A 25,217-nucleotide genomic window follows, 5' to 3' on the forward strand; every position below is an offset into this window, starting at 1 on the left:
TCCCCGTGTCCACCACCTCGCGCGCGCTCACCGGCACCGCCGAGCACCCCGTCCTCACCCTGGACCGCACCGTCGCGGCGCGCGAGGAGGAGCTGCTCTCCGCGGTCCTCGACCCTGCCCGGCTCGCCCGCTGGTACGGCCACCTCGAGGGGCACCTCGCCGCCGTCGGCGACGAGACCGCGGTGCAGCTGTCCGAGGATCCCGCGGACAGGGCACGGGCGCGGCTGCTCACGCTCGAGCCGGGCCTGCTGCGCCTGGCCTGGACCTGGCAGGACGAGCCGGAGAGCGTGATCACCGCCCGCTGGCACGAGGACGCGGACGGCCTCACCCTGCACCTGGACCACGCCTTCGCCGAGCCCCGTCACCTCGCGGGCTACGGAGGCGGCTGGGAGCAGGTCCTGCAGGCGCTGCTGCGCGAGCTCGGCGCCGCGGAGGCGGACGCCCCGTCGGACGAGGAGATCGAGGAGCAGGCCGTGGCGACCTGGCGGCACCTCGCCGCGCATCCCGTCGAGGTCGCCGTGCAGCTGCCCGCCCCGCCCGAGGAGGTGTGGGAGCAGCTCGCGAGCGCCGAGGGCGTCGCCCGCTGGTGGTGGAACCAGTGGCAGGGCGTCGAGGTCACCGCCGACGTCCGCCCCGGCGGGAGCTACCGGATCGCCGCCCCCGCCCAGGGCATCACCATCAGCGGCGAGGTGCTCGCCGTGGACCCCGTCTCGCGCCTCTCGGGCACCTGGGTGTGGGCCGACGAGGACGGCACCAGCGTGGACGAGGCCGCCGAGATCCGCCTGCGCCCCGACGGCGAGGGCACCGCGCTGACCGTGCGGCACACGGGCCCCTTCGACGCGGGCTCGGATCAGCCGGAGAACTACCGCCAGGGCTGGGAGTTCACGCTCGGGCAGCTGGAGTCGCTGCTCAGCCCGTGATCCCGAACCGGGCCAGGCGCTTGGTCTGGCCGGCGTCCTGCAGGGCGAGCAGCTCGGCGTAGATGCCGCCGGAGGACGCGAGCTCGGCCGGGGTGCCGATCTCGTCGATCCGGCCGTCCTCGAGGGTGATGATGCGGTCCACCGAGGCGATCGTCGAGAGGCGGTGCGCGATGATCAGCGAGGTCCGTCCCTCCATGAGCTCGTCGAGGCCCTTCTGCACCTGCCGCTCCGCCTTCGTGTCCAGCGCGGAGGTCGCCTCGTCGAGCACGAGCACCGGGGCGTCCTTGAGGATCGCGCGGGCCACGGCGATGCGCTGGCGCTGGCCGCCGGAGAGCTTCAGGCCGCGCTCCCCGATCAGCTGCTCGTAGCCGCCGGGGAAGCGACGGATGAAGGTGTCCGCGTTCGCGCGGCGGGCGGCGTCGGCCACCTCCTCCTCGCTCGCGCCGGGACGGCCGTAGGCGATGTTCTCCGCGATGGTGCCGGAGAAGAGGGAGGCGTCCTGGAAGACCACGCCGATCCGGGAGCGAAGCGCGTCCAGCGGCAGCTGCTCGGTGTCGGCCCCGCCCACCTCGACCCGGCCCTCCCGCGGCTCGTAGAGGCCCAGCAGCAGGTTCACGATCGTGGACTTCCCGCCGCCGGACTCCCCCACCAGGGCGACCTTCTCGCCGCGCTCGACCGCGAAGTCGATCGCGTGCAGCACGTCCTCGCCGTCCTCGTAGGCGAAGTCAACCTCCCGGAAGGCGAGCACCGGAGCACCGGGAGCCATCTCGAGGGTGCCCACGGCGGCGGAGCCGGGGGTGCGCTGCTCCCGCTCCTCGTCCCTCGCGGCGAGCATCGCGGCGGTGCGGGGATCCACCTCGGTCTCCATGACCCGGAAGTAGTCCTTCGACCCGGCGATCGCCCGCTGCGACGCGTCGATGACCCAGCTCATGGACTCCACCGGCTGCCGGGCCATGCTCATGAGCTGGATCAGCAGCACCATCTCGCCGAGCGTGAAGTGGCCCTGCACGGTGCGGGTGAAGATGATGGCGTAGACGCCGAAGAAGATGAGGTTCAGGACCGCGCGGCGCAGCACGTCCATGGAGTGCCAGTGCGTGGACTGGGCGCGCGTGGTGCCGTCGGTCGAGCGGAAGCGGCGGCTGAAGTCCGCCAGCTCGCCGCGCTCCCGCACGAAGGACTTCACGACCCGGATCTGGCCGATCACCTCGGCGAACCGGCCCGAGGCGATGTCCACCTGAGAGTTCTTCTCGCCCTCGAGCCGCTGCCACTTCACCGAGGTGAGCGAGGTCAGCCACACGTAGATCGGGAACACCACGATGAGCAGCACCGCGAGCGGCCAGAAGTAGTAGGCGCTGATGCCGAGCACCGCCGCGGTGGTGATGAGCATGGTCGCGAAGGAGTTCGACATCATCTTCGCGAACTGCGAGATCTCGGCGATCGAACGGTTCAGCCGCGCCACGATCGTGCCGGTCAGTTCGGTGTCGAACCAGCGCTGCGGCAGGTGGAGGAGCTTGTCGTAGTAGCGCACCGAGAGGATCGTGCGCAGACGGTTGCTCATGACGTCGCCGAACCAGCCGCCGACGTTCGAGACGACCGTGGTGGCGAGCTCGACCGCGAGCAGCGCGGCCGCGAGCCAGAGCACCGTGCGCACGGCGTCGCCGGTGGCGACCTGGCCGCCGACGGCGGAGGCCACGGAGTCCGTGGCCCGGCCGATGATGAAGGGCACCGTGAGGTTCGCGACGGCGGTGAGGACGGACGCGACGATGATCGCCACGTACAGAGGGGTGAGGGAGCGGGTGAAGCGCAGGATGCGCAGGAGGGACGCCACGATTCCAGCCTAGGTGAACACCCCGTCGGCCGCCGTGGCCGGGATCTCGCGTTCACCGATCGCAGAACGGCCCGGCGCGGTCAGTCCGAGCGCGGGCCGACGATGCCCAGCAGCACGCCGAGCGTGATCCGCTCCCCGTCGCGACGCCGGCGCACCGCCCCGGAGACCAGCGCATAGGGCACCAGCATGACGAAGCCCACGGCGCTCAGCAGCAGGATCGCGACGACGATCGAGCCGTTGTCGTCCTCCGCGCCGGTGCGGGCCACCAGGAGCGCCGCGGCGATGTTGCGCTGGCTGGTGAGGATCGCGGGACCGTCGCGCACCGTGAGCGTGTCCCCCGCGAGATCGCCGGAGAGCCGCCCCGCGAGGAAGGCCAGCGCGACCAGCCCGGCCGCGACCAGCATCACCGGGGAGAGCAGAAGCTGCAGCACCAGGCCGCTGTTCGCGCCGAGGCCGGAGAGGAACATGAGCACCGCGGAGACGGCCGCCGCGCCGCCTGCGATCCGCGCGAAGAGGTCCGCCCGGTGCGGCCACACGGCGGCGATGACGATGCCGGCGATCATCGGGGAGAGCATCGTGCCCAGCAGCAGCTGCGCCACCGACCAGCCGTGCACGGAGACGTCGCGCAGCAGGAAGGGCACCACCAGCGGCATGAACACGATCGAGCCCAGCAGCAGCACCGCCATGGGGCCCGCGGTCTCGCCGTAGGGGATGCGGGCCATCGCGCCGAGCTGCAGCACGAAGGGGGCGCCGGCGGCGCACAGGGCGATGACGAACCCCTCCCCCGTCTGCTGCGGGAGCAGATCGGAGAGCAGCCAGATCAGCAGGGTGCCGACGGCGGGCACCACCACGAAGTTCGCGCCCAGCACGGCGAGGACGGTGCGGCGATCCCGCATCTGCTCGCGGAAGGAGCGCAGCGGCGTGCGCAGGCCCATGGAGAGCATCGACGCGATCGCGAAGGCGGGGACGCTGATCTCGATCAGCAGGCCCAGCAGGGATTCGATCGTGTGCACCACGAAAGGCTACGCGCTTCCTCCCCGCCGGTCAGATCCAGCCGTTGTCCGAGGCGGTCCTCACGGCCTCGGCACGGTTGGTGACGCCGAGCTTGCCGATCACGGCCGAGAGATGGTTGCGCACCGTGCCCTCGGAGAGGAAGAGGCTCGCGGCGATCCGGGCGGTGGTGCCCCCGGCGGCGGTCGCCTGCAGCACCTCGGTCTCCTTCGCGGTCAGCGGGCTGGGGCCGACGGCGAGGGACTGGGCGGCGAGCTCCGGATCCACCACGCGCAGTCCCTGGCGGACCCGCCGGATCGCATCGACCAGCTGCTCGACGGGGGTGTCCTTGACCATGAAGCCCTGCGCCCCGGCCTCCATGGTGCGGCGCAGATAGCCGGCGCGCCCGAAGGTGGTGAGCACGATGATCCGCGGTGCTCCGTCGGCTCCCTGCAGCTGCCGGGCCACGGCGATGCCGTCCTCCGGGCCGGGGCCGCCCTCGGCGGTGGTGCCGGCGGGCATCTGCACGTCCAGCAGCAGCACGTCGGGGCGATGCTCGGCGACGGCCGCGAGCGTGCCCGCCCCGTCGGCCGCCTCCCCCACCACCTCGAGGTCACCCTCCAGCCGCAGCAGCGCCACCAGCCCCTGGCGGAGGATGGCCTGGTCGTCGGCGACCACGAGGCGGATCATCGCGCCTCCTCCCGGCCGACGACGGCATGCAGGCGCGTGCCGGTCTCCGAGGAGCGCACCTCGAGCCGGCCCCCGGCCAGGGCGAGCCGCGCCTCCAGGCCGCGCAGCCCGCTGCGGCCCGCGCCGTCGGGGATCCCGACGCCGTCGTCCTGGACCGTCACGGACTCCTCGTCGACGGAGATCGCGGCGGTGGTGGCGCGGGAGTGGCGCACGATGTTGGTGACGCCCTCGCGGATCACGTAGCCGAACAGCTCCGAGAGGTCGTCGTGCAGGGGCGGCAGGGCGGTGGGGACCTCGGCCTGGATGCCGATGGTGGACAGCACGGTGCGAGCGGAGGCGATCTCGGTCGCGGCGCGCACGTGCTGCATGCCCGAGGCGGTCGCGCGCACGTCGGCGAGGGCCTGGCGGACGGTGCTCTCGATGTGCATCAGCTGCTCGCGGGCCGCCTCGGGGTCCCGATCCAGCAGTCGTCGGGCGAGCTGCGCCGAGATGGTCAGCGAGGTGAGGGAGTGCCCCACCAGGTCGTGCAGGTCGCGGCCGATCCGCTCGCGCTCCGCCGCGACGGCGAGCACGGCGTTGCGGTGCTGGGCGGCCTCGAGCTGCTCCTGGAGCAGCTGCTGGCGGATGCCGTAGCCGATCCCCCAGGCCATCAGCATGCCCATCGCCGCGAGCCCGGCGGCGATGTAGATGCCCAGCGCGATCGAGAGCGAGAAGATCGCGAGGCTCATGGCGATCATCGTGGGGACCGCCCAGCGCCAGGGCAGCAGCAGCACATGCGTCATGGCCTGGAACATCACCATGTACAGCACGTTCTCGCCGAGGATCGGGATCAGCGCCAGCAGCAGGGCGGTGCATCCTGCGAACCATGCCAGCCGCACCCGCGGCGGGTACAGGGCGATCCCGCAGCAGTACATGAACGCCGCGCCGTAGACGAGCAGCATCACGGTCACGAGGGCGGCGGCCGGAGCGCTGCCCTCGCTCCAGGCGTAGTAGATCGGGATCGCGACGAACAGGACGGGCGGGATCGAGAAGGCCAGCCCGCCGGAGGCGCGGGCGGCGCGATGGATCGCCCGCGGGGTCAGGGGCCGGGAGGCCGGATCCTGCTCGTCCTCGCCCCGCGCTCGGGCGCCCCATGCCGGTGCCTCGGGAGCAGTCATGGCGCTCATTGTGTCAGCGCCGCCGCAGGCCCACGGCCCGTCGCAGGCCGACGGCGCACAGCACGCCGAGCACGAGGGTCCAGGCGGCGATCACCAGCAGCCCGACGGCCGGCAGCTCCCCGTCCTGCAGCGCCCAGGCGCCCAGGCGCGAGATCCAGTAGGTGGGCATCCACCGGCCGAAGGACTGCATCCACTCCGGAAAGGCCTCCAGCGGCATCCACAGCCCGCCGAAGATCGCCATCGCCATCATCGTGATGACGCCGCCGGCCATCGCGGCCCCGCCCTTCAGCAGCATCCCCAAGGCGATCCCGACGAGGATCGTGGGCAGCAGCCCCAGCCACAGCACCACGAGCGTGGCGAGCAGCTCCGCCGGACCCGCCTCGACCCCGGTCGCGACGCCCACCAGGGTCACCGCGAGCAGGGCGGGGCCGATGACAGCGCTCGCGGCCATCACGGAGCCGGCCAGGAACGAGGCCGGGGACAGCCCCGCCACGATGAGCTGGCGCAGGAAGCCGTTGCGCTGGTCCTCCTGGATCTGGGTGCCGGCGGTGACGGCGGCGCCGAGGCCGCCGTACGCGGCCATGTTCACCATGATCATGCCGCGCGCCGCTCCGCCGCCCTCCTGGCCGAACATCATTCCGAAAAGCAGATACATCCCCACCGGCAGGGCGATGGTGAACACGGTGAACATGACGTTCGTGAGCGTCATGCCGGTGGTGTGCAGCGCGTAGCGCACGGTGCGGGTCGCGGCCGACGGCGCCGCATCGGTCCGCGGGGCGGGGACGGCGGTCGTGGTGCTCATCGGGTCTGCTCCTCGATCTGGTGGTCGGTGATCCTCAGGAATGCCTCCTCGAGGCCTGGCGCGGAGACCATCACCTCGTGGACGTGCCCGGCCAGGGGGCCGGTGAACAGGGCGGCGAGCGCGGCGTCGGAGTCGGTGCAGGCGGCGCGGACCCGCCCGGGAGCGGTCTCGTCGGCCGCGGCGCGAGAGACGCCGGGCAGGGCGGCGACCTGCTCCGGGCTCGCGCCGCGCAGGGTGAGCACCCTTCCGGCGACGACGGCGCTGATCTCGGCGCCGGTGCCGTCGGCGACCACGCGCCCGCCGTCCAGGACCACCACGCGCCCGGCTTCGCGCTCGGCTTCGTCGAGATGATGGGTGGCGAAGACGATGGTGCGGCCGGTCGCGGCGACCTGGCGCATCTGCTCCCAGAAGGCGCGCCGCGCGCCGATGTCCATGCCCACCGTCGGCTCGTCCAGCAGCAGCACCCGGGGATCCCCGAGCAGGGCGACCGCGAAGCGGACCCGCTGGGCCTGACCGCCGGAGAGCGTCCCCATGCGTCGGGGCATGAGCTCGGCGATGTCCGCCTGGGCGACGACCTCCTCCATCGGCATCGGGTGGGCCTGCAGGGAGCTGAGCATCCGCAGCATGGTGCGGACCCGCTGGTCCGGCAGCAGGGCCCCGGCCTGGAGCATGGTGCCGATGAGCCCGGTGCGGGTGGCGGTGGAGGGATCGGTGCCCAGCACGCGCACGGTGCCGCTCTCCGGGGTCGCGAGCCCCACCATCATCTCCATCGCGGTGGACTTCCCGGCGCCGTTGGGGCCCAGCAGGGCCACGATCTCGCCGGGGCGGATCTCGAGGTCCAGTCCGTCCAGGGCGCGCACCGGGCCGTAGCTCCGGGTGACGCCGCGCAGGGAGAGCGCTGCGGTGTCGTTCATCGTGGTGGTCATGGGGCAAGCCTTCCCGGCGCCGCGTCGCCGTCGAAGTCCCGACGGTCACGACCGCACCATGACAGCCGTCATGACTCGGGCACGGACCGGGCTACCCTGGATCGGTGCTGATCAGACAGGTGCGGCCGCTCGATGCGGCGACGGGCCGGGCGCCGCGGCGACCCGTGGACCTGCGCAGCCGTGACGGCGTGCTGGTGGAGGTCGCCCCCGACCTCGAGCCCGTCGGCGGCGAGAGCGTGCTGGAGGGCGGGGGCGCCCTCGCGATCCCCGGGCTGTGGGACCAGCACATCCACAGCGGCCAGCTGGCCCAGGCCCACTCGCGGCTGGACACCTCGGGGGCGGGCAGCGTGGGGGTGATCCTCGAGCTGGTGCGCGCCGAGCTCGCCTCCCGGCGCGAGCGGCGCATCGGGGACCAGGCCCTCATCGGCTTCGGGCACCGCCTGGTGGACTTCGCGATCCGCCCCACCGTGCCCGCGCTCGACGAGGCCACCGGCACGGTGCCGACGGTGCTGATCGGCGGCGACGCCCACCACGCCTGGATGAACTCCGCCGCCCTGACCGCGCTCGGCCTGCCCGCGCGCGACGGGATCGTCGCGGAGGACGAGTGGTTCGTGCTCGCCCCGCGGCTGCCCGAGCTGCCCGGCGTCGCCGACGCGCTCGCGACCGGGGCCGCGATGCTGCAGCGCCAGGCCCTGCAGCGCGGGGTCGTGGGCGTGACGGACATGGAGTGGGGCCGGCCGTGGGAGAGCTGGCCGCACCGCTCTCCGCGGCTGCGGATCCGCACCGCCGCCTACCCGGAGGAGCTCGCGGCCGTGCCGGGGCCCACCGGCACCGTGCTCGATGCGCGGGGCCTGGTGACGATGGGACCGCTGAAGGTGATCGTGGACGGCGCGCTGGGCTCCCACTCCGCCTACACCCGCGAGGCGTACACCGACGGTCACGGCTATGCCGGGCGCGGGGTGCTGAGCGTGGGGCCCGAGGCGCTGCGCGAGGCCCTCGCGCAGGCGAAGGCTCTGGGTCTCACCGCGGCGGTGCACGCGATCGGGGACGCCGCTGCGCAGGTGGCCCTCGGGGCGATCCGCGCCGTGGGCCTCCCCGCCCGGATCGAGCACGCCCAGATGCTCACCGACGAGGACATCGCCGCCATGGCCGCCCTCGGCGTGGTCGCCTCCGTGCAGCCCGCGCATCTGCTGGACGACCGGGACGCGACCGAGGCCGTCTGGCCCGGCCACGGCGCCCGCGCGTTCCGGCTGCGGGACCTGCGCGAGCAGGGCGTGCAGCTCGCCCTCGGCTCCGATGCGCCGGTCGCGCCGCTGGACCCGTGGCTGGCGATGGCCGCCGCGGTGCATCGCAGCGCCGACGACCGCCCCGCCTGGCATCCCTCCCAGCAGCTCCAGCCGTGCGAGGCCCTCGCCGCCTCGACCGACGGCATCACCGCACTCCAGGTGGGCGGTCCGGCCGATGTGGTGCTGCTCGAGCACGCCGACGCCCTCTTCGCCGACGTCCCCAGTGGGGCCGACGGCCTGATGGTCGAGTCCGCGGCGCGGGAGGCCGCCGAGCAGCTGCGGGCGACGGACCCGCTCGCGACAGTGGTGGCCGGACGGCTCGAGTCGCAGCGCTGAGCCTCCCTCGGCGCGTCGAGCGGTGCGGGCGGCGAGCGCCTGCGTAGCGTGTCTCCTCCACGACGGGGCGAGGGGCGCGGATGACGACGGGGCTGGACGCCGATTTTCGCAGGCTGTGGTTCGCCCGGGCGATGTCCGACGCCGGCACGGCGCTGGCGATGGGCGCCCTGCCGCTGATCGCCGTGCGCACCCTGGACGCCTCCACCCTGCAGGTCTCGATCCTCGCCGCGGCGGCCGGGCTGATCGGCGCGGTGGTCGCGCTGCCGATGGGGCCGTTCCTCGAGGCACGGCGCAGGCGCCCGGTGATGATCACCGCCGATCTGGTGCGGGCGGCGCTGTTCGCCTCGGTGCCGCTCGCGGCGCTGCTGGGGATCCTCAGCTTCTGGCAGCTGGTCGCGGTCTCCGCGATCGGGGCGCTGGGCGGGATCGTGTTCGGCGGCGCCTCCGCCGCGCATCTGAAGAACCTCGTGCCGGTCGAGCACCGCACCGAGGCGCTGGGGAAGCTCGAGTCGACGTTCTGGCTGTTCAACACCCTGGGCCCGGCGCTCGGCGGCGCGATCGTGCAGCTGCTGGGCACCACGGTCACCCTGGCCCTGCAGTCCCTGGGCATGATCGCCTCCGCCCTCGGGATCAGCAGGATCCAGCGGCCAGAGCCGGAGCCGCCTGATCCCGGGACCCGGCACTTCCTCGCCGAGGCCGGGGCGGGGTTCGCGATCGCGGCCTCGCATCCCACGCTGCGCCCGCTGCTGCTGAACGCGACCCTGTTCGCCGCCTTCGTGGCCTGGATCGGGCCGCTCGAGCTGGTGCTCCTGCTGCGGGGTCTGGACCTGCCCGCCTGGCAGTTCGGGATCGCGCTGGCGGCGCCGAGCCTGGGCGGTCTGCTCGGCTCGTGGCTCGCGCCTCGGGTCTCCCGCCGACTCGGCGAGCACCGCACGATGCTGTGGTCCGGTCTGCTGCGGGGCCTGCCGCTGCTGGTCCTGCCGTTCCTGCCGGGAGGGGTGGCGGGCCTGGTGCTCTACGTGGTGGCGACCTCCGCGCTGCTCGTGGCGGCGGGCGTGTTCCGCCCGGTGTACTCCGCGGTGCGGATGGAGGCCACGGAGGATCGGTACATGGTGCGGGTGACCACGGCCTTCACCCTCGCCTCTCGCGGCGCCGCGCCGCTGTTCGCCCTGTTCGCCGGCCTGCTGGCCACCGCGATCGGGGTGCGGGAGGCGCTGCTGGTGGGCGTGGTGGGCCTCATCCTCTCGGGGCTGCTGCTGCCCCGGAGGCGTCAGGCCGCTCCTGTCGAGCCCGCGCCACATGCAGAGCCTGTGCGATGAGCACCCCCTGGAACGGGAGCCTGCCCCGGGCGATCGCGCGCCGTCGCCTCGGGGCGTCCCGCCAGTCGTGCGCCATCTGCAGGTTCGCGGGGAACACGGCGAGGAACAGCGCGGCCGCGGCGAGCCCGCCGAGGTGGCGAGTGCGCGGCACGGCGAGCAGGGCTGCGACCGCCAGCTCCGCCGCCCCGGAGGCATAGGTCCAGGTCCGCGCCGGTCCGGGAAGGGCGGGTGGCACGATCCGATCGAAGGGCTCAGGACGCACGAGGTGCATCACCCCGGCACCGCCGAGCAGCGCGGTGAGGAAGACCGCGGTGCGCCTGCCGCGGCTCACGAGGCCGCTCCCGGGGCGGGCAGCACGCAGAAGTCGTTGCCGGACGGGTCCTGGAAGACGCGCCAGGGCAGATCGCCCCAGTCGGGATGGAGCTCCTGCCCGCCGCGCGCGGCGATCCCGGCGGCGACCTCGTCCGGGTCCTCTCCCGGCTCGAGCCGCACGTCGAGGTGGATCGGGTTCTTGGCCCCGGGCCGCTTCGGCTCCGGCTCCGGGCACAGCTCGAGCAGCGGGCCGCGCCGCGAGGGGTGACGCAGCGTCGTCGGGGCGCCGCCCTCGGCGGGCACCCAGGCGCTCAGCCACGCCCAGAACTCCACATCGCGCTGCGGGTCCGCGGAGTCCATCGGCAGCGCTGCGATCGGGCCGGTGTCCCGGTAGGCCTCCCGCTCCTCCATCACGCAGAACGCCCCGCCCTCGACGTCGCCGAGCACGGTCCACGGCACCTCGCCCTGGCCGATGTCGAGGTCGCTCGCGCCGAGCGAGCGCAGACGCTCGGCGATCGCCTCCTGATCCTCCCCACCGCGGAGGTCGAGGTGGAGTCGCTGTGGGGCCCGGTTCACCTCCGGCACCCGCGCGAAGCACAGGTCCAGGTACGCCTCCCCCGTGATCTGCAGACGGGTCTCGACGATGTCCGGCTCCGCCGTGAGCGTCGTGGTACCGAGGGCCGCCTCCCAGAAGCGGCCCGCGCGCAGAGGATCGAGGGCGTCGATGCCGAGGTTCTCGAGGAACATGGGGACAGTGTGCGCCTCCTACGCCGTCTGCGCGAACAGGTCGAAGAACTCGTCGGCCAGGACCACCTCCACCTCCTCGGGGAGGCTCTGGACGAGCTCGACGACGTCGCTCGGGGTCCAGTTCCAGGCGTTGATGAGGCCGGCCAGGAAGAGCGGGCCGTCGCCGCCGTGCTCCTGGATCCTCGCCAGCAGCTCGGTGCGGAACTCCTCGACGCCGCCGGGCGGGTAGAAGGTGCCGATCAGGGGCACGGCCGCTCCGGGCTCGGAGATCCTGCCGCCCTCGTCGGTCTGGATGATCCCGCGCAGATCGACGTCCTGCGCATAGGACTCCAGCACGCGGTCGGGCAGGATCGGCGGGGCTCCGCCGGGCACCGGGGTGGAGTAGGCGTAGACCACGTCGAGCCCGGTGCGCTCCTGGTACTGGCCGGAGAGCCGGGTGAACACGCCGAGCTCCTCCTCGGGCCAGGAGTCGCCGTAGGTGTACCCCGCCCCCGAGGGCCCGCACACCAGGAGGTCGTTCTCGGTCGCGGTGCTCTGGAAGTGGTGGAGCAGCGCCGGGCCGATGTCCTCCAGCAGCGGGGACACGGTCCAGTTCATCGGCACGGCCCCGCGGCCGGGATCGTCCCAGAGCTCGCGCATGTGCCGCTGGCAGTACTGGATGTTGTCCCCCTCCCCGATCGTGAGGGTCAGGTAGGTGCGGCTCTCCGGGGCGGCCGACGACCGCTGCGCGGGGGTGGCGCGGGTGCTCGCGCGGATCGCGGAGAGCACGCTCGCGTTGACGTAGAAGTCCGCCGCCACGACGATCACCCCGGCGCGGCTGCACAGCTCCACCCCGGACCATTCGCCCGAGACGTCGTTCGAGAACCAGCCCGCGTACACGGTTCCGGGCTCGACCTGCTCCAGGAGATCCTCGAACTGGCTCCCGCTGGCCCCCGAGGGCGGCAGCCAGCTGACCAGCGCCCCGGTCGCGACCGGGAAGTCCCGGAAGGAGGCGAACGGCTCGATGCGGGTGGGCGCCTGATCGGTCGCGGAGATCACGAACTGGTTCTCCACCTCGACCGCGGCGCTGATCTGCGTCGTCCCCGCGGGCACCTCGACGCGGTAGATGAACTTCCCGCCGCCGTCGGCGAAGCGCAGGCCCTCCTTGGTCGAGGAGCCGCTGCCGTCGAAGAGGAACGGGGCCTCCTCGTCGGTGCCGGGGACGAAGGAGGCGATCACCGCGCCGTCCGCGGTCACCTCGACGGAGTGCACGGCAGGCCCCCAGCCGTCCTGGGGGAAGGCGTCGCTCAGGCGCAGGAAGATCGCCTCGGCGCCGAGGAAGCCCGAGAGGTCCACGGTGTAGGTGTCGAGGTTCGAGGAGTCGGTGACCCGCTCCTCCTCCCGCAGCAGCTCGGTCCACTCCACGCCCTCGACGGTGACCGTGTGGGTGGGAGGCAGCCCCACGAGCACCTCGCGGGTGCATTCGGGCCAGAGGGTCGACATCGCCCAGTCGTGCACCGCCGCCGGGTCGTCCTCGAACCGGCCGGTGAGGTCCTCGAGGACCTCCAGCCCGTGCTCCTCCACCTGCTCGGCGCTCGCGACGATGCCGCCGCGCAGGCCGGCGAGGGTGGTGGCGAGGTTGATCGTGTGCGGGGAGTCCATGTCGTAGACCACGGCCCCGGCGACCAGGTCGCGGTAGGTCTCGAGCAGGGAGAAGGGGTCCTCGACCCGGCTGGCGCGCACCGGCAGGTCCGGGATCCAGGTCTCGTCGACCGGATCGAGCACCAGATAGATCTCGGGACGGTCGCGATTCACGAGCCCCTGCAGGGTGATCAGCAGCAGCCGATCGAAGCCGTCGAGGTCGCGGAGGTCGGCGACCACGGTCTTCCCGGTGGCGCTGAACGAAGGGAACACGTGCCCGCGCCTCCAGTGCACGGCCCTGGCGGCCGGTGGGCCGTCGGCCTGCGCGGGGAGGCCCGCGCCGAGGCCGAGCGCCGCGGCGCCGACGGACCCCGCGAGCACCGCGCGGCGCGAGAAGGGGACGGAGGGCTGGGGATGATGCAGGTCGGACGTCATCGTCGACTCCTGATCGGGGGAGAGGGGCCTCGAGGTTAACCGCATCAGTGCAACGTGGGAAGGGTCCTCGCGAATATTCGCTGGAGCCGTGGGCGCCGAGCCTCTACGGTGGACCCGTCGCCGACCCGAACGGGTCGGCCCTGAGGGAAGGAGGAGCAGATGAGCGTCGCCGTGCTGACCCCTGCCGTCCTCCCCACCCACGCGCCCTGCTGAGAGCGGGCGCCCCCTCTCAGGAGACCCCCTCATGACCACGTCCTTCGACGCGGACGCCTTCTTCGCGAAGTCCATGTACACCCTCACCGTCGGCGAGCTCGACGACGACCAGCGCTGGTCCACCTGGCCCGAGACGGCCCACGTCCTCGACCGCGGGCCGCAGCCCTTCCCCGACTGGGTGGTCCAGCACGACGGGGCGATCGACACCGAGCTCGGAATCCTCAAGACGGGCAAGGAGGCCGACGCCTTCCTGCTCGAGCGCGCCCTGCCCGAGGAGCACCTCACCGGTGCCCCGGGCGAGGCCGTGCTGATGGTCGCCAAGCGCTACCGCTCCCCCGAGCACTCCACCTTCCACCGATCCAACGCCTACACCGAGGGTCGACGCACCAAGGATTCCCGCGAGGGCCGCGCCATCGCGAAGGGAAGCGCCTTCGGCAAGCAGGTCGCGGCCTCGCAGTGGGCGCGCACCGAGTTCGACGTGCTGGGCCGGCTGTGGTCCGCCGGGCTGCCGGTCCCCTATCCCGTGCAGATCATGGGCACGGAGCTGCTCATGGAGTTCATCGGCACCGATGACGAGCGCGGAGCGATCGCCGCTCCGCGCCTGCAGGAGACCTCACCAGACGCCGCGACGATCACCCGCTGGGCCGAGCTGCTGCGCGGCGCGGTCATCGACCTCGCCCAGCTCGGGCTGGTCCACGGCGACCTCTCCCCGTACAACATCCTCGCCGACTCGAGGATGGCGGAGCCCGACCCCGTGATCATCGACGTGCCGCAGGTCCTGGACCTGATCGCGAACCCGAACGGCTCCGACTTCCTGCGGAGGGACTGCACGAACGTCTGCACCTGGCTGCGCGCCCACGGAGCGCCCGACGCCCTGACCGACTCCGAGGAATGGTTCGCCGCGGCCTGGCGCGGCTGGGAGGCCTGACCTACCCCCGTCGGCCGAACGGCCACCAGCCGCGGCGCTCTGCGCCGGTCGTCTCCTCCACAGGCGCAGGCGCCGGCGCAGTGTCCGGCGCCCGCCGCGAGCGCACCTGCCGCCACCGCGCGGCGGCGTCGTCGGGTTCCCAGGCGGGGGCGAGCATGCGCTGGAAAGGGTTGCGGCGGCGGTCCTCGTGGACGCGCGCGGTGAAGTCCTCGGCGTAGTCGCGGGCGGCGCGCTCGGTGGTCAGCTCGGCGAGGGTCGCGTCGCGGTCCTCGTACTCCTTGCGCAGCAGGACGACCACGGGCAGCAGGGCCTGGCGATCGATCGTGCCGTCGGCCAGTCGCTGGTTGATCCACCAGTCGGGGTCATGCGCCGCCGGCAGGTCCAGCGGCTGGCCGGCGCCCGGCAGGTCGTCGAAGTCGCCCCGGGCGATCGCCTGGTCGATCACCGACTCGACCCGTGCGACGTCGGGATCCATCGCCGGCCCGAGGGTCCTCGGGTCGACGCGCGGCGGATCCTCGGGAGTGCTCAGGAGTCCCCGCCCTCCTCGGCCAGGGCGGCGAGGCGATCGATCGACGCGAGGAGGTTCTCGGGCGTCATCGCCCGCGCCTTGGCCAGGCGCTTCTCCTGCGAGGGAGGGAGGGCGGAGTAGTCGTAGACATGGGTGACCCGTGTGCGGCCGTCCTCGAGCGGATCGAGCTCCCAGCCCCACTGGTGCCCGGCCGGCTGCTCGCCGTGCGGCGCGGGGCGCCAGGCGATCTCGCGGCCCTCGACGAAGGCGACGATGTGGTTGTCGCGCACGCCGCCGTTGCGGTTGGTCATCACGAAGACCTCGCCCACGGCGTGCACCCGCTGACCGGGCGCCGCCTCGGCGAGGTTGTCGTTCCCGTCCCAGCGGGGCTGCAGGGCGGGATCGGCGATGAGCTCGAAGATCGCCTCCGCCGGGGCGGCGATCTCACGGGTGGCGGTCAGGATGCCCTCGGCGCTCTGGCTCATGCCCCCATCCTTGCTCATGGCTCCGTCGACGCGCCAGGGGCGGTGTCGTCGAAGACGTCGATCGAGCCGGCGTAGTTCGCGACCCAGACCCTCCCCTTCGTGGGCTCGTAGGTGATGCCGATCGGGTTCTCCCCCACCTCGACGCGCTGGATCTCCTCGAGGGTGCCGGTGTCGATCTTGGACACGCTGCTGCCGTAGTAGTTCACGATGTAGAGCGCGAGGCCGTCGGGCGAGATCGCCATGGTGCGCGGCTCGCGGCCGGTCTCGGCGGTGCGCAGCACCTCACCGGTGGCGGCGTCGAGCTCGATCAGCTCGTCGCTCCCGGAGACCGTGAGGTAGAGGCGGCTCGCATCCGGGGAGAGCACCAGATGGCGGGGCTTGCGGCCGGTCTCCAGCACCAGCTCGCTCTCCCCGGTGACGAGGTCGACGCGGTACAGCTCGTCGGCGTACATCGCGGTCACGTACGCGGTGCGGTTGTCGGGGAGGATCACGCTGCCCCGGGGCGCGGCGTCCACCGGGATCTCGCTGATCTCCTCACCCTTGTCGAGGTCGAGCACCGAGACGGTGCGGTCGCACCAGTTCGAGACCAGCGCCCGGGTGCCGTCGGCGGAGAGCGAGATGAACTTGGGGACCCGCCCCACCTCGATGACCTGGTCCCAGGTCCCGGAGGCGACGTCGAGGCGGAAGACCGCCGAACGGCCGACGGCGTCGCCGCCCCGGCAGTCGTCGAACGCGACCTCGCCCCCGCCGGGCCCCTGCAGCCGGTACTGGGAGACGTAGGCGTGCTTCCCGTCGGGCGTGAACGCGGCCTCCACGGGAGCGCCCTGCGTGACCCCGGCGCGGTCCGGGACGCCGAACTGCGAGAGGTCCACCTCGTCGACGACGGTGTGGGTGAGCTCGAGGCTGTCCGCGTCGTACAGCGTCGAGGAGTGGCTGTACATCATGTTGTTCGCGATGACGGTCCCGGTGGGGCTCGCCACCACGGACTTCGGCGAGATGTCCCCGGTGATGCGGTCCAGATGCACCATGCGGGTGGTGTTCGAGGGACCGCCGGGCGGCGGCGCGGGCTCGGCGCCCACCGCGGACTCCCCGCCGTCGGGCGAGACCGCACGGGTGATCATCCCGGCGACCATGCCGCCGGCCATCACGAGGGCCAGGATCGCCATGGCGATCATGAACTGGTCATGCGGTCGCCCCCGACGGGTCCTCCGGCGGTGCTTCGACTGCACTGTCATAGGTCGGTCCCCTCCCATGCCGCCGAACCTAGCGGGGTCGGCGGCACGGGCGGGGAGGTGGGACGGCGTGTCGGGCTGCTCAGAGCTCCGGTCGGCCCTGCAGCACCAGCTCCCGGAACAGGATCCGATAGCCCAGCTTCTCGTTGATGCCGATCATCCAGGGGTTCACGTGAGAGTTCCAGGTGACCACCGAGCGCAGCTGCGGGGCCCGCTCGCGGAGCTGGCGGTGCGTGGCGACCTTCAGCGCGAGGCCCAGCCGATGACCACGGTGCTCGGGCATGACCAGGGTGTTCTCCTGCCAGCCGAGAGTGGTCTCCGGGGAATCGTGGACATGCACCTCGGAGTTGCCCGCGAAGCTTCCGTCGGGCGCGACGGCGACCGCGATGATCCGCGCGGTGCCCTGCTCCTTCATCCGGCGCTCGGACTCGCGCAGCCGTTCCGGGGTGTAGTCCGGCGCCTCGTGCTCGACGTCCTCGTCCGGCTCGTCCAGCTCGAGCTGGCGCAGGAGCAGGCCGTAGGCGGCCAGGTGCTCCTCGGGGATGTCGCCGTCCCACAGCTCCACGCGGTACTCGCCGAGCTTCTCCTCGGCCTCCGCCTGCAGAGCGTCCAGCAGCGACTCCTCGAGCGGCAGCGGCAGCGCGCGGCAGACGGCGAGGTTCTTCCGCGTGATGCCCACGCGCGCCGCGAGGCGGTTCACAGGCTCGTCCGGGCTGTCGGCGTCGCCGTCGGCCGGGATCTCGCCGTAGGCCTCCACGAGGGGGCGGCCGGACTCGCGGATCGCGGGCAGCAGCGCCTCCTCGACCAGCGCGGTCGCGATGCCGCGGCCGCGGAAGGCGGGGTGCACGGCGGCGCCGACGGAGATGGTCTCGAGGTTCTCCTGCAGCGGCACGAAGGCCGCGGCGCGGCCCACCAGGCTCTCGCCGCCCTCGATCGTCTCGGCGATCGCGACCCAGCGCCGGGTGCTCCAGTACGGGGAGTCGGTCAGCGCGGCGCGGGTCTGCTCGCGGGTGAGCGCCTGGCTGCCGCCGAAGGTGTGGTCGTCGAGGGCGCGCTCGAGCGCGGCGTACTGGTCGAGCTCGGCGTCGGAGGTGGGGTCCAGGGGACGGATCGTCACATGCATGGTCGCAGTCGATCACACTCGATCATCGCTGGTCGACGGAATATCCTCGGATCCGCTTGACCTTCCCCCCGGGGCAGTCCCGAGCGTGGGGTCACCGGGAGAGACCCGGCGCCCGGGGGACCGGGCGAGGCATGACGGAGGATCGCATGGACGAGACGCTGCTGAGCATCGGGGAGCTGGCCGCCACGAGCGGGCTGAGCCCCAAGGCGCTGCGCCTCTACGACGAGTCGGGGCTGCTGGTGCCGCGCCGGGTCGACCCCTTCACCGGCTACCGCTCCTACGGGGCGGACCAGGTGGGGCGGGCTCGGCTCATCGCGTCGCTGCGCGGTCTCGGCATGGGGCTCGCCCGCATCGGCGTGCTCTGCGATCTGGACGGCGACGCCGCCGCCGCGGAGCTGCGCTCCTGGTGGCGGCAGGAGGAGGCCGACGCCCTCTCCCGCGCCGCCGCCGTCACCGCCCTCGCCCACGACCTCGGGGACCTCCCACAGGAGAACCTCATGACCACCTCGACCACCACTCCCCGCACCGCCTCGGCGCTGCACCAGGGCCTCGTGCGCTCCGCCCAGCAGGACGCCGTGCTCGTGCGCGAGCTGCCCGGCGGGCGCACCCTGCTCGCCGTCGCCGACGGCTTCGGAACGACCGACGACCTCGCCGCCGGGATCCTCACCGCCTTCGTGGACGCGCTCGAGGGGGCCGTCCCCCTCGAGTCCGCCTGGGCCGCCGCGGAGGCGCTGGTCCCGGACGGCGGGGCCTCCGGATCGACGCTCACCGCCGCCCTGCTGGAGGGCGACCGACTGGAGGTCGCGCACATCGGCGACTCCCGCGTGCTGCTCGTGCACGGCGACCGGATCGAGCCGGTCACGCAGGACCACACCCACGTGCGCTCCCTGCTCGCCGCCGGTCGCCTTTCCCCCGACGAGGCGGCCGCGCACCCCGACCGTGCCGTGCTGAACCGCGCCCTCGCGGCCGACGCCCCCACCGCCCCGGACCTCCTGGTGCGCCGGCTCGAGCCGGGCGATCTGGTGCTCGTGGCGACCGACGGGCTGCACGCGGTGGTGGATCCGTCGGCCCTGGCCGAGGCGATCACCGGCGGGGAGGACGTCGAGGCGCTGGCGGAGTCGCTGATCGACCTGGCCCTCGCCGCCGGCGGGCTGGACAACGTAGCCCTGGCGCTCGCCCGGAGCTGAGGGTCGCCGCCGGGCGCGGAGCAGGCTACCGATCGCGCCGGGCGCGGTGCGACCGTCGGACGCCCCGATCGGGCTCGACATCCGCCCCCACGCCCTCCTTCTCCTCGTGGCGCAGCGCCTCGTCGAGATAGGGCAGCGCGTACTCCACGTACCCGCGCCCGGCAGGCCGGATCAGATCGTCCTCGATCAGCCGTTCGCGATAGGTGGACTGGTTGCGGGGGTCGATGCCCATGCGGCGCGCGATGTCGCCGACGGCCGACGGACCTTCGTCCTCGAGCATCGCCAGGAGGTACTCGCGCTTGCGCTGGCTCAGGCCCCGCAGCGCCGGGCCGTGGACGTTCTTGATCATCGCCGCGACCACGGTGGCGCGGGCGCTGCGGACGTCCTCGATCTCGATCGTCGGGGCGTCGCCGCTGTTCTGCCAGGCCTTGGAGCCGACGAGCTGGATCAGGTACGGGTAGCCGTGCGAGATCTCGCCCGCGAGCACCGCGGCCTCGGGGGTGATGGTGCGGGAGGTGTCCGCGACCGTCATCCGGATCGCCTCCGCCGCCGTGCCGACGTCCACGCTGCCCACCTCGATGCGGTGCGCGCGGCGCAGGAAGGTGGTGCGCTCGTGGTCCAGCAGCGCGTCGACTCCGGTGCGCACGCCCGCGGCGAGGAAGGCGACCGCGTGCCCGGAGCCGATCAGGTCCTGCACGTGCTGGGTGAGGGCGTGGAGCTGGTCGTGCTCGACGGACTGCAGCTCGTCGAGGGTGATCAGCAGGCCGCCGCCGTCCTCGTCGGTGAGGGCCGCGAGCCGGTCCAGCACCGTCGAGAGCACCTCCCCCTCTCCCTCGTAGCGCTGGACGATGTCGCGAGAGGCGCTGACGCTCGCGATCCGCGCAGAGGTGAGGCGGGAGGTCTCCGCCTCGGGGTCCAGCTCCCGCAGGCGAGCGATCGCCTGGCTGCGCAGCTCGTCCGTGAGGGAGGTCGAGGAGGTGTGCATCCGCAGGTCGGTCCAGCCGGCATCCAGCGCGAGCTCGCGGAACTCGGTGAGCAGCACCGTCTTGCCGGAGCCGCGGGCACCCGAGATGAGGATCGCGCGGGCCTCGGGGACGTTCCCGGCCAGCGCGGCGGTGAACTCGTCGATCGCCACGTCGCGGCCGGCGAGGATCATCGGGGTCAGGCCGAAGCCCGGGGTGAAGGGGTTCGGCTCGCGGGGCGCCGGGGCGGGGGCCTGGGCGGGCGGGCGCTTCGAGGGGGTGGTCGCCATGGAGCCATGGTGCGCCGTATGTCGGTGTATGTACAGGCGGGGCGGGGCTGGCGGCGGTGCGATCGAGGGACTGGAACGACGGTGGCGACCTTTCCTCCACCATGACATCGGAGTGAATTCAGGAATGCGCTGCTGACATTCCGTCCACGACAGCTTCGAGTCGCTCCGATCGACAGGGGCCCGTTCACTGCGGCGCGAGGGGGACCTCTCACCCGCGGACCTCGTGCCGTCATCAAGGAGCACTCTGCTCGTGCCATGAACTGCACAGACAGTCTGGCTCACCGACGTCAACCTCGACCGTTCCTCCACAGTGTCGAGTTATCCACAGAACCGTTCCTCCACAGTCAGTGGTTATCCACAGATTTGTCCCCATTTCTCGATGATCCTTCAGTAGGGGTGTCGGGGAAATAGAATGGGGTTATTGCGGAGGTGGTTCGCGGGAGTGTTTCGAGTGTGGGGAGGGGGTGGTGGTGATGGGTGAGTTCGAGGAGGGGGTCGAGGTGTTCGAGCGGGATGGTGCGGCCGACGGGTCGGTGGCTTCAGGGTCCGGGCCGGCTTCACCGCGCGGCCCCGTTCCCATCTCTGCTGCTGGCGCTGCTTCGGGTCTCGCGGGTCGTCTCGACGATGCTCTGTCGGAGGTCACTTCGTCGGTGGTCCTTCCGGAGTGGCGGGTCCGGGCCCGTAAGGAGCTCACGCGGGAGCGGGTCGTTCAGGAGGTCGAGCCCGACACCATCGAGGCTGCCAGAGTCGAATCTCTGCATGGTCTGATGAGGCAGCGGGCCCGTCTCCATGCCCAGCATCTGCGGCAGGTGGCGGTGTTCTTCCGGGAGGATCCTGAGGTGCAGGGCCTGCTGAAGGACGCGGATCTGACGGCGTTGAAGATCGCGACCGGGCTGCGCTGCTCCTACCTTCAGGCCACCTCGCAGGTCCATGATGCGTATCGGGCGGTGGAGTGGATGCCGCTGACGTTCGAGTACCTCCGTCGCGGGGACCTGCCCGAGGCCTGGCATCGATCCCTGCTGCGCCGGGTGCGGCGCTTGAGCGAGGAGCAGGTCCGGCAGGTCGATGCCCGGATCGCCGAGGTCGAGCTGCCCTCCATCTCCCTGGCGACGTTCGACAAGCAGGTCTCTGTCGCGGTCGCTCTCGCGACCGCGGGCACTCTCCCTGCCCCGCCTTCCAGTTCCAGGGATGTGGAGGTCGTGGGCGTGGACCCGGAGGTGGGGACCGCGTCGTTGCTGGTGACGGGCCCGATCCTGGAGATCACGGGCCTCGCCCACCGGCTCGATCTCGCTGCGCGCACGGTCCAGAAGACTCAGCGGGCGATGCTCGAGGACGGGACGGAGGGGCCGATCCCGTTCGACCTCGACGAGTCCCTTCGCGAAAACGGCAGAGCCGCCTCGCTGCGGGCCCTGAGATACGCGATCCTCACCCACTCGATCCTGGACATCGATCCGGTCCAGGAGACCCGCACCCCGTTCAAGCTCCTGGTCACCGTGCCCGTCACGACGCTGCTGGGCATGGATGACTCACCCGCGATGCTCGAGGGCATGACACCGATCCCGGCCGAGCTCGCCCGGGACCTGGCCGGGAAGGAGACGACCTGGCAGCGGATCCTCACCGACCCGATCACCGGCGCGCACCTCCCCGTCGACGCGACCACGTATCAGCCCTCGGCGCAGATGCGGCTCCAGCTCCGGCTGCGCCACCCCGTCTGCGCCGCACCGGGCTGCACCCGATCGACCGTGCTCGCGGCAGAGGACGACCACATCATCGAGTACGACCACGACCACCCCGCCCGAGGCGGACCCACCTCGCTGTGGAACCTCCACCGATTGTGCTGGCAGCACCACCAGCTCAAGACCGCCGGCCTCATCGACCCCGACCGCGACCCGAGAGACGACCCTGCCCGCGAAGACCGCACCACACCCGCCGGACCGCTCGAGACGACCTGGAAGATCGGGCCGCTCCGCGCCCGCACCCGGGAACACACCGACCTCCTCACCCCCGAGACCGTGAAGACCCTCGACCAGGCCTGGACCCTCCACCAACGCACCCGACGCGTCCAGCAAGCACTGGCCAACCAGGACCGGACCAGGCCCAGCCCCGACACCCGCCGCGTCATCCCACCCGGCGCCACCCCCGAGTACCCCGACCCGCCCTACTGACCGGGCGTCATGACGCCGCGATCTCGACCCCCGCGTCCGTCAGCTCCCGCTCCAGCTCAGCGACGCCATCGGCATGCACCGCCGCGGTCAGGTCGCGCAGCACCCGCACCGAGGCACCGGCCGCCGCCGCACCGAGCGCCGTCGCGCGGACGCAGAAGTCATAGGCGAGGCCCACCACGTCCACCCGGTCACCCTCGGACAGCAGCTCCTGGACCGATTCGCCGGTCGCGACCACGGCCCCCTCGAGGGCGCTGTAGGAGGGGACGCCATACCCCTTGTGCGCGATCTCGAGGCGGGCGAGCCCCTCCAGCTCCGGATGCAGCGCCGCACCGGGAGTCCCCGCCACGCAGTGCACCGGCCAGGTGTCGGCGAAATCGGGTGCGGCGGGCGGGACGGCGAAGTGGCCGCCGTTGTCCGTGTCCCCGCGATGCCAGTCCTGACTGGCCAGGACGCGGTCGTACCGTCCGCCCTGTGACCGCACGAAGGCGGCGATCCCCGCCGCCACCGCGGCTCCGCCGTCGACTCCGAGCGCACCGCCCTCGCAGAAGTCGTTCTGGACATCGACGACGATCAGCATGCTCGATGACATGGGGTTCTCCTCGTGCACTCCGCTCCGGCGACAGGACTCCGTTCCAGGGTACGCAGGGCTGCGTACCGATCCGTCGGCAGACCCTGGCACAATCGCGGCATGTCAGTGTCGCTCCCCCACCCCACCGCGCCGCGCGACCTCACCCACCTCCTCTCCCCGCTGGACATGGGACGCTTCGAGGTGCGGAACCGGATCGTGATGGGCTCGATGCACGTGGGCCTCGAGGACCGCCCGGCCGACGCGAAGAAGCTCGCGGCCTACCTCGGCGAGCGCGCCCGCGGCGGCGTCGGCCTGATCGTGACCGGCGGCTTCTCCCCCGACCGCACCGGTCGACTGACCCCCGGCGGCGCCCAGGCCGATGCCCGCACGATGCGCCGCCACGAGATCATCACCCGCGAGGTCCACGAGGCCGACGGGCGGATCCTGCTCCAGCTGCTGCACGCCGGCCGCTACGCCTTCCACCCTCTGGCCGCCTCCTCCGCCGCCGGGAAGTCGCCGCTCTCCCCGTTCCGCGCGCGCCGCCTGACCCGCCGCGGGGCGCACCGCACCGTCGAGCACTTCGCCGAGGCGGCCCGACGCGCGATCGGCGCCGGGTACGACGGCGTGGAGATCATGGGCTCCGAGGGCTACCTGCTAAACCAGTTCCTCGCCCCCGCGACCAACCGCCGCCGCGACCGCTGGGGGCGCGACGCCGAAGGACGGCGCGCACTGCCGCTCGCCGTGGCCGCCGCCATGCGGGAGGCGATCGGCGAGGACGCCCTGCTCAGCTACCGGATCTCCCTGCTGGACCTGGTCCCCGGCGGCCAGACCTGGGAGGAGACCGCCGCCCTGGCCCGCGGCCTCACCGAACGCGGCGTCGACGTGCTCTCCTCGGGCATCGGCTGGCACGAGGCGCGCGTACCCACGATCGTCACCTCCGTGCCGCGCGCCGCCTTCGCCGAGAATACCGCGGCGCTGCGCGAGCTGGTGGACGTGCCGGTCATCGCCTCGAACCGTATCCACGACCCCGCAGTCGCGGAGCAGGTCCTCGCCACCGGCCAGGCGGACCTCGTCTCGATGGCCCGGCCGCTGCTCGCCGACCCGCACCTGCCGCGCAAGCTCGCGGAGAGCCGCGCCGCGCAGGTCGTCGCCTGCATCTCCTGCAACCAGGCCTGCCTGGACAAGGTCTTCGAGGGAAAGCGGGCCAGCTGCCTGGTCAACCCGCGCGCCGGCCACGAGACCGAGCTGGTGCTGAGGCCCGTCATCCCCCGTCGGGCGCGGAAGGTCGCCGTCGTCGGCGCCGGGCCCGCAGGGCTCGAGGCGGCCCTCGCCGCCGCCGAGCGCGGACACATCGTCACCCTCTTCGAGGCGACGAGCGAGATCGGCGGACAGCTGCGGCTGGCCGCCCGCATCCCCGGCAAGGAGGACTACGCGCAGGCGCTGACCTCCTGGCGGATGCGGCTCGCGGCCGCGGGCGTCGGGATCCGGCTGGAGACCCGGCCGACGCCGAGCGACCTCCAGGGGTTCCACGACGTCATCGTCGCCACCGGCGTCGCACCGCGCGAGATCGATCTGCCCTCCGACGGCGGACCCCAGGTGATCAGCTACGTGGACCTGCTCGAGGGCCGCGCCGAGGCCGGTGACCGGGTCGCGATCATCGGCGCCGGCGGCATCGGCGTCGACGTCGCGGAGTTCCTCAGCGCACCGCGCCCCTCCCCGAGCCTCGACGTCGCCGCCTGGAAGTCCCATTGGGGCGTGGTCGCGGCCGACGAGGAGCACCGCGGAGGCGTCGCCACCCGCCCCGTCGAGGAGGCGCAGCGCGAGGTGCACCTGCTGCAGCGCAAGGAGACCCGGATCGGCGCCGGCCTCGGCCGCACCACCGGCTGGGTGCACCGCGCGGAGCTGCGCCACGCCGGCATCCACCAGCATCGCGGCGTCACCTACCGACGGGTCGACGACCAGGGGCTGCACATCACCGAGGACGGCGAGGAGCGGGTGCTCGAGGTGGACACCGTGGTGGTGTGCGCCGGGCAGGTGAGTGTGGACGCCCTGGCCGCCGAGGTCACCGCCGCCCGGAAGGGCCGCGCGCCGCGGGTCCACGTGGTCGGCGGGGCGGACCTCGCCGCGGAGCTCGACGCCGAGCGCGCGATCCGTCAGGCCGTCGAGGTGGTGGCGGGGCTGTAGTGCC

22 protein-coding genes are annotated in these 25,217 nt (G+C 72.7%); 7 read left to right on the forward strand and 15 right to left on the reverse strand.

What is annotated here, in order from left to right; translation table 11 throughout:
* Positions 1-5: 5 nt before the first annotated feature.
* Positions 6-920: an SRPBCC family protein gene (locus CFK41_RS13710; protein ID WP_096800172.1), complete on the forward strand. Its 915-nt coding sequence runs from the start codon at positions 6-8 to the stop codon at positions 918-920.
* Here the strand turns inward: CFK41_RS13710 and CFK41_RS13715 are convergent.
* From CFK41_RS13715 to CFK41_RS13740, 6 genes are all read right to left on the reverse strand, one after another.
* The gene (locus CFK41_RS13715) at positions 910-2,748 is read right to left on the reverse strand and encodes an ABC transporter ATP-binding protein (RefSeq protein WP_096800173.1); all 1,839 of its coding nucleotides are present in this window, start codon (positions 2,746-2,748) and stop codon (positions 910-912) included. The two genes, CFK41_RS13710 and CFK41_RS13715, sit on opposite strands and share 11 nt — an antisense overlap.
* Before the next feature lie 80 nt (positions 2,749-2,828).
* Positions 2,829-3,761 carry a Na+-dependent transporter gene (locus CFK41_RS13720; RefSeq protein WP_096801094.1) on the reverse strand — a complete coding sequence of 311 codons (933 nt, stop codon included), beginning with the start codon at positions 3,759-3,761 and terminating at the stop codon, positions 2,829-2,831.
* A gap of 31 nt (positions 3,762-3,792) precedes the next feature.
* Positions 3,793-4,428 (reverse strand): response regulator transcription factor, encoded by a 636-nt coding sequence (locus CFK41_RS13725; protein WP_096800174.1) that lies wholly within the window; start codon positions 4,426-4,428, stop codon positions 3,793-3,795.
* Positions 4,425-5,585: a sensor histidine kinase gene (locus CFK41_RS13730; protein WP_096800175.1), complete on the reverse strand. Its 1,161-nt coding sequence runs from the start codon at positions 5,583-5,585 to the stop codon at positions 4,425-4,427. Before CFK41_RS13730 ends, CFK41_RS13725 begins: the two co-directional genes overlap by 4 nt.
* Before the next feature lie 13 nt (positions 5,586-5,598).
* On the reverse strand, positions 5,599-6,387 hold the full coding sequence (locus CFK41_RS13735) for an ABC transporter permease (protein ID WP_096800176.1): 789 nt from the start codon (positions 6,385-6,387) through the stop codon (positions 5,599-5,601).
* A complete protein-coding gene (locus CFK41_RS13740) occupies positions 6,384-7,313 on the reverse strand; it encodes an ABC transporter ATP-binding protein (RefSeq protein ID WP_096800177.1) in 930 nt (309 codons plus the stop codon). The genes CFK41_RS13735 and CFK41_RS13740 overlap by 4 nt, the downstream gene beginning before the upstream one ends.
* Positions 7,314-7,417: 104 nt before the next feature.
* Here CFK41_RS13740 and CFK41_RS13745 point away from each other — a divergent pair, with 104 nt between their 5' ends.
* Positions 7,418-8,935 (forward strand): amidohydrolase, encoded by a 1,518-nt coding sequence (locus CFK41_RS13745; protein WP_096800178.1) that lies wholly within the window; start codon positions 7,418-7,420, stop codon positions 8,933-8,935.
* Positions 8,936-9,015: 80 nt separating this feature from the next.
* Entirely contained in the window at positions 9,016-10,254 is a 1,239-nt protein-coding gene (locus tag CFK41_RS13750; protein ID WP_096800179.1) for an MFS transporter, read from the forward strand.
* On the opposite strand, the gene CFK41_RS13755 is transcribed toward CFK41_RS13750, so the two are convergent.
* Genes CFK41_RS13755 through CFK41_RS13765 form a run of 3 tightly spaced genes read right to left on the reverse strand, consistent with a single transcriptional unit; the run spans position 10,172 to position 13,368 of the window.
* On the reverse strand, positions 10,172-10,585 hold the full coding sequence (locus CFK41_RS13755; protein WP_096800180.1) for a DoxX family protein: 414 nt from the start codon (positions 10,583-10,585) through the stop codon (positions 10,172-10,174). The genes CFK41_RS13750 and CFK41_RS13755 overlap by 83 nt on opposite strands.
* Positions 10,582-11,313, reverse strand: coding sequence for a VOC family protein (locus tag CFK41_RS13760; protein ID WP_096800181.1), 732 nt, complete (start codon positions 11,311-11,313; stop codon positions 10,582-10,584). The genes CFK41_RS13755 and CFK41_RS13760 overlap by 4 nt, the downstream gene beginning before the upstream one ends.
* 18 nt (positions 11,314-11,331) lie before the next feature.
* Entirely contained in the window at positions 11,332-13,368 is a 2,037-nt protein-coding gene (locus tag CFK41_RS13765) for a GxGYxYP domain-containing protein (RefSeq protein ID WP_169928818.1), read from the reverse strand.
* Between the two features lie 244 nt (positions 13,369-13,612).
* Between CFK41_RS13765 and CFK41_RS13770 the strand changes: the two genes are divergently transcribed.
* Positions 13,613-14,509 carry a serine protein kinase RIO gene (locus CFK41_RS13770; protein ID WP_096800183.1) on the forward strand — a complete coding sequence of 299 codons (897 nt, stop codon included), beginning with the start codon at positions 13,613-13,615 and terminating at the stop codon, positions 14,507-14,509.
* 1 nt (position 14,510) lies between these two features.
* On the opposite strand, the gene CFK41_RS13775 is transcribed toward CFK41_RS13770, so the two are convergent.
* The 4 genes from CFK41_RS13775 to CFK41_RS13790 all read right to left on the reverse strand — a co-directional run bounded on the left by CFK41_RS13775 (position 14,511) and on the right by CFK41_RS13790 (position 17,857).
* Entirely contained in the window at positions 14,511-14,984 is a 474-nt protein-coding gene (locus CFK41_RS13775; protein WP_096800184.1) for a DnaJ family domain-containing protein, read from the reverse strand.
* Positions 14,985-15,034: 50 nt separating this feature from the next.
* Positions 15,035-15,502: an SRPBCC family protein gene (locus CFK41_RS13780; protein ID WP_227873087.1), complete on the reverse strand. Its 468-nt coding sequence runs from the start codon at positions 15,500-15,502 to the stop codon at positions 15,035-15,037.
* A 14-nt stretch (positions 15,503-15,516) separates the two neighbouring features.
* Positions 15,517-16,677 carry a beta-propeller fold lactonase family protein gene (locus tag CFK41_RS13785; RefSeq protein WP_227873088.1) on the reverse strand — a complete coding sequence of 387 codons (1,161 nt, stop codon included), beginning with the start codon at positions 16,675-16,677 and terminating at the stop codon, positions 15,517-15,519.
* A gap of 139 nt (positions 16,678-16,816) precedes the next feature.
* The gene (locus CFK41_RS13790) at positions 16,817-17,857 is read right to left on the reverse strand and encodes a GNAT family N-acetyltransferase (protein ID WP_096800187.1); all 1,041 of its coding nucleotides are present in this window, start codon (positions 17,855-17,857) and stop codon (positions 16,817-16,819) included.
* A gap of 146 nt (positions 17,858-18,003) precedes the next feature.
* On the opposite strand from CFK41_RS13790, the gene CFK41_RS13795 reads away from it, so the two are divergent.
* The gene (locus CFK41_RS13795) at positions 18,004-19,044 is read left to right on the forward strand and encodes a MerR family transcriptional regulator (RefSeq protein ID WP_096800188.1); all 1,041 of its coding nucleotides are present in this window, start codon (positions 18,004-18,006) and stop codon (positions 19,042-19,044) included.
* Positions 19,045-19,069: 25 nt separating this feature from the next.
* Here CFK41_RS13795 and CFK41_RS13800 read toward each other — a convergent pair whose 3' ends face one another.
* Complete coding sequence (locus CFK41_RS13800) at positions 19,070-20,296, reverse strand: ATP-binding protein (RefSeq protein WP_227873089.1); 1,227 nt, start codon at positions 20,294-20,296, stop codon at positions 19,070-19,072.
* A 767-nt stretch (positions 20,297-21,063) separates the two neighbouring features.
* On the opposite strand from CFK41_RS13800, the gene CFK41_RS13805 reads away from it, so the two are divergent.
* Complete coding sequence (locus CFK41_RS13805) at positions 21,064-22,461, forward strand: HNH endonuclease signature motif containing protein (protein ID WP_227873090.1); 1,398 nt, start codon at positions 21,064-21,066, stop codon at positions 22,459-22,461.
* A 7-nt stretch (positions 22,462-22,468) separates the two neighbouring features.
* Here CFK41_RS13805 and CFK41_RS13810 read toward each other — a convergent pair whose 3' ends face one another.
* Positions 22,469-23,050 carry an isochorismatase family protein gene (locus tag CFK41_RS13810; RefSeq protein ID WP_096800189.1) on the reverse strand — a complete coding sequence of 194 codons (582 nt, stop codon included), beginning with the start codon at positions 23,048-23,050 and terminating at the stop codon, positions 22,469-22,471.
* Between the two features lie 99 nt (positions 23,051-23,149).
* Between CFK41_RS13810 and CFK41_RS13815 the strand changes: the two genes are divergently transcribed.
* Positions 23,150-25,213 (forward strand): NADPH-dependent 2,4-dienoyl-CoA reductase, encoded by a 2,064-nt coding sequence (locus tag CFK41_RS13815; protein ID WP_096800190.1) that lies wholly within the window; start codon positions 23,150-23,152, stop codon positions 25,211-25,213.
* The last annotated feature ends 4 nt before the right edge of the window (positions 25,214-25,217 follow it).

Source organism: Brachybacterium ginsengisoli (genome assembly GCF_002407065.1).
Taxonomy (GTDB): Bacteria; Actinomycetota; Actinomycetes; order Actinomycetales; family Dermabacteraceae; genus Brachybacterium; species Brachybacterium ginsengisoli.

Excerpts from the sequence above, each read along its gene's own strand:
- CFK41_RS13725 (WP_096800174.1), bottom strand. The coding sequence starts at position 4,428 with ATGATCCGCCTCGTGGTCGCCGACGACCAGGCCATCCTCCGCCAGGGG.
- CFK41_RS13730 (WP_096800175.1), bottom strand. The coding sequence starts at position 5,585 with ATGACTGCTCCCGAGGCACCGGCATGGGGCGCCCGAGCGCGGGGCGAG.
- CFK41_RS13735 (WP_096800176.1), bottom strand. The coding sequence starts at position 6,387 with ATGAGCACCACGACCGCCGTCCCCGCCCCGCGGACCGATGCGGCGCCG.
- CFK41_RS13740 (WP_096800177.1), bottom strand. The coding sequence starts at position 7,313 with ATGACCACCACGATGAACGACACCGCAGCGCTCTCCCTGCGCGGCGTC.
- CFK41_RS13750 (WP_096800179.1), top strand. The coding sequence starts at position 9,016 with ATGACGACGGGGCTGGACGCCGATTTTCGCAGGCTGTGGTTCGCCCGG.
- CFK41_RS13760 (WP_096800181.1), bottom strand. The coding sequence starts at position 11,313 with ATGTTCCTCGAGAACCTCGGCATCGACGCCCTCGATCCTCTGCGCGCG.
- CFK41_RS13765 (WP_169928818.1), bottom strand. The coding sequence starts at position 13,368 with ATGACGTCCGACCTGCATCATCCCCAGCCCTCCGTCCCCTTCTCGCGC.
- CFK41_RS13770 (WP_096800183.1), top strand. The coding sequence starts at position 13,613 with ATGACCACGTCCTTCGACGCGGACGCCTTCTTCGCGAAGTCCATGTAC.
- CFK41_RS13775 (WP_096800184.1), bottom strand. The coding sequence starts at position 14,984 with ATGGATCCCGACGTCGCACGGGTCGAGTCGGTGATCGACCAGGCGATC.
- CFK41_RS13780 (WP_227873087.1), bottom strand. The coding sequence starts at position 15,502 with ATGAGCCAGAGCGCCGAGGGCATCCTGACCGCCACCCGTGAGATCGCC.
- CFK41_RS13785 (WP_227873088.1), bottom strand. The coding sequence starts at position 16,677 with ATGATCGCCATGGCGATCCTGGCCCTCGTGATGGCCGGCGGCATGGTC.
- CFK41_RS13790 (WP_096800187.1), bottom strand. The coding sequence starts at position 17,857 with ATGCATGTGACGATCCGTCCCCTGGACCCCACCTCCGACGCCGAGCTC.
- CFK41_RS13795 (WP_096800188.1), top strand. The coding sequence starts at position 18,004 with ATGGACGAGACGCTGCTGAGCATCGGGGAGCTGGCCGCCACGAGCGGG.
- CFK41_RS13800 (WP_227873089.1), bottom strand. The coding sequence starts at position 20,296 with ATGGCGACCACCCCCTCGAAGCGCCCGCCCGCCCAGGCCCCCGCCCCG.
- CFK41_RS13805 (WP_227873090.1), top strand. The coding sequence starts at position 21,064 with ATGAGGCAGCGGGCCCGTCTCCATGCCCAGCATCTGCGGCAGGTGGCG.
- CFK41_RS13810 (WP_096800189.1), bottom strand. The coding sequence starts at position 23,050 with ATGTCATCGAGCATGCTGATCGTCGTCGATGTCCAGAACGACTTCTGC.
- CFK41_RS13815 (WP_096800190.1), top strand. The coding sequence starts at position 23,150 with ATGTCAGTGTCGCTCCCCCACCCCACCGCGCCGCGCGACCTCACCCAC.